Here is an 835-nt window from a genome sequence, read left to right as displayed (position 1 = left end):
AGCAAGCAACCTCACGCGCCAAGCGTCTCGAAAAGATCGAGTTAGAAGAAATTAAGCCTTCAAGTCGTGTTAGCCCGTTTATTCGTTTCAATCAGGAAAAGAAACTTCATCGCCAATCATTGGTGCTTGAAGGTTTAGCTCATGGCTTCGATGGTGAAACTTTATTTGAAGGCGGCGATATGATTCTCGAAGCTGGAACACGTTTGGCGGTGATTGGAGAAAACGGCGTAGGTAAGACAACCCTACTCCGCTGCTTGATGAACGAGCTTGATGCTAGCGTTGGTACTATTAAATGGGCTGAGAGTGCAAGCCTTGGTTATTGCCCACAAGACAGTACGCGCGACTTTGCAGAAGATATGACTTTGTTCGAATGGATGGGCCAGTGGCGTAAGCCAGGTCAAGATGATCAGTTCATTCGCGGCATTCTGGGGCGCATGCTGTTCTCGTCGAAAGACATCGACAAGAAAGTCTCTGTTTGTTCAGGTGGTGAAAAGAACCGCCTGTTGTTTGGTAAGCTGATTATCGCTGAAACAAATGTGCTAATTATGGATGAGCCAACCAATCACTTGGACATGGAATCGATCGAAGCGTTAAACCTAGCGCTCGAAAATTATCCAGGCACTCTGATTTTTGTCAGCCATGACAGAGAGTTTGTTTCTTCTTTGGCTACACGCATTATTGAAATCAAGGACAACAAGCTAAATGATTTCCAAGGCACTTATGAAGAGTACCTTGCGCGCCAATTAGCACTAGAAACCAAGCGTTAATCGCCTAATTTTGAACAGGGCGTTTGCGTGGCGAGCGCCCTACTCCTTTTTTAGATTCTGCATTTTTG

Annotated in this window: 1 protein-coding gene; it reads left to right on the top strand. The window is 45.5% G+C overall.

Features of this window, described 5'->3' with window-relative positions:
* A partial coding sequence (locus A3739_RS16785; RefSeq protein WP_156502641.1) for an ATP-binding cassette domain-containing protein occupies positions 1-767 on the top strand: 767 nt, incomplete at its 5' end.
* Positions 768-835 lie beyond the last annotated feature (68 nt).

It is taken from the genome of Oleiphilus sp. HI0067, assembly GCF_001635735.1.
The sequence above is the reverse complement of the archived record's forward strand: the minus strand, read 5'-3'. Positions and strand labels throughout refer to the sequence as shown.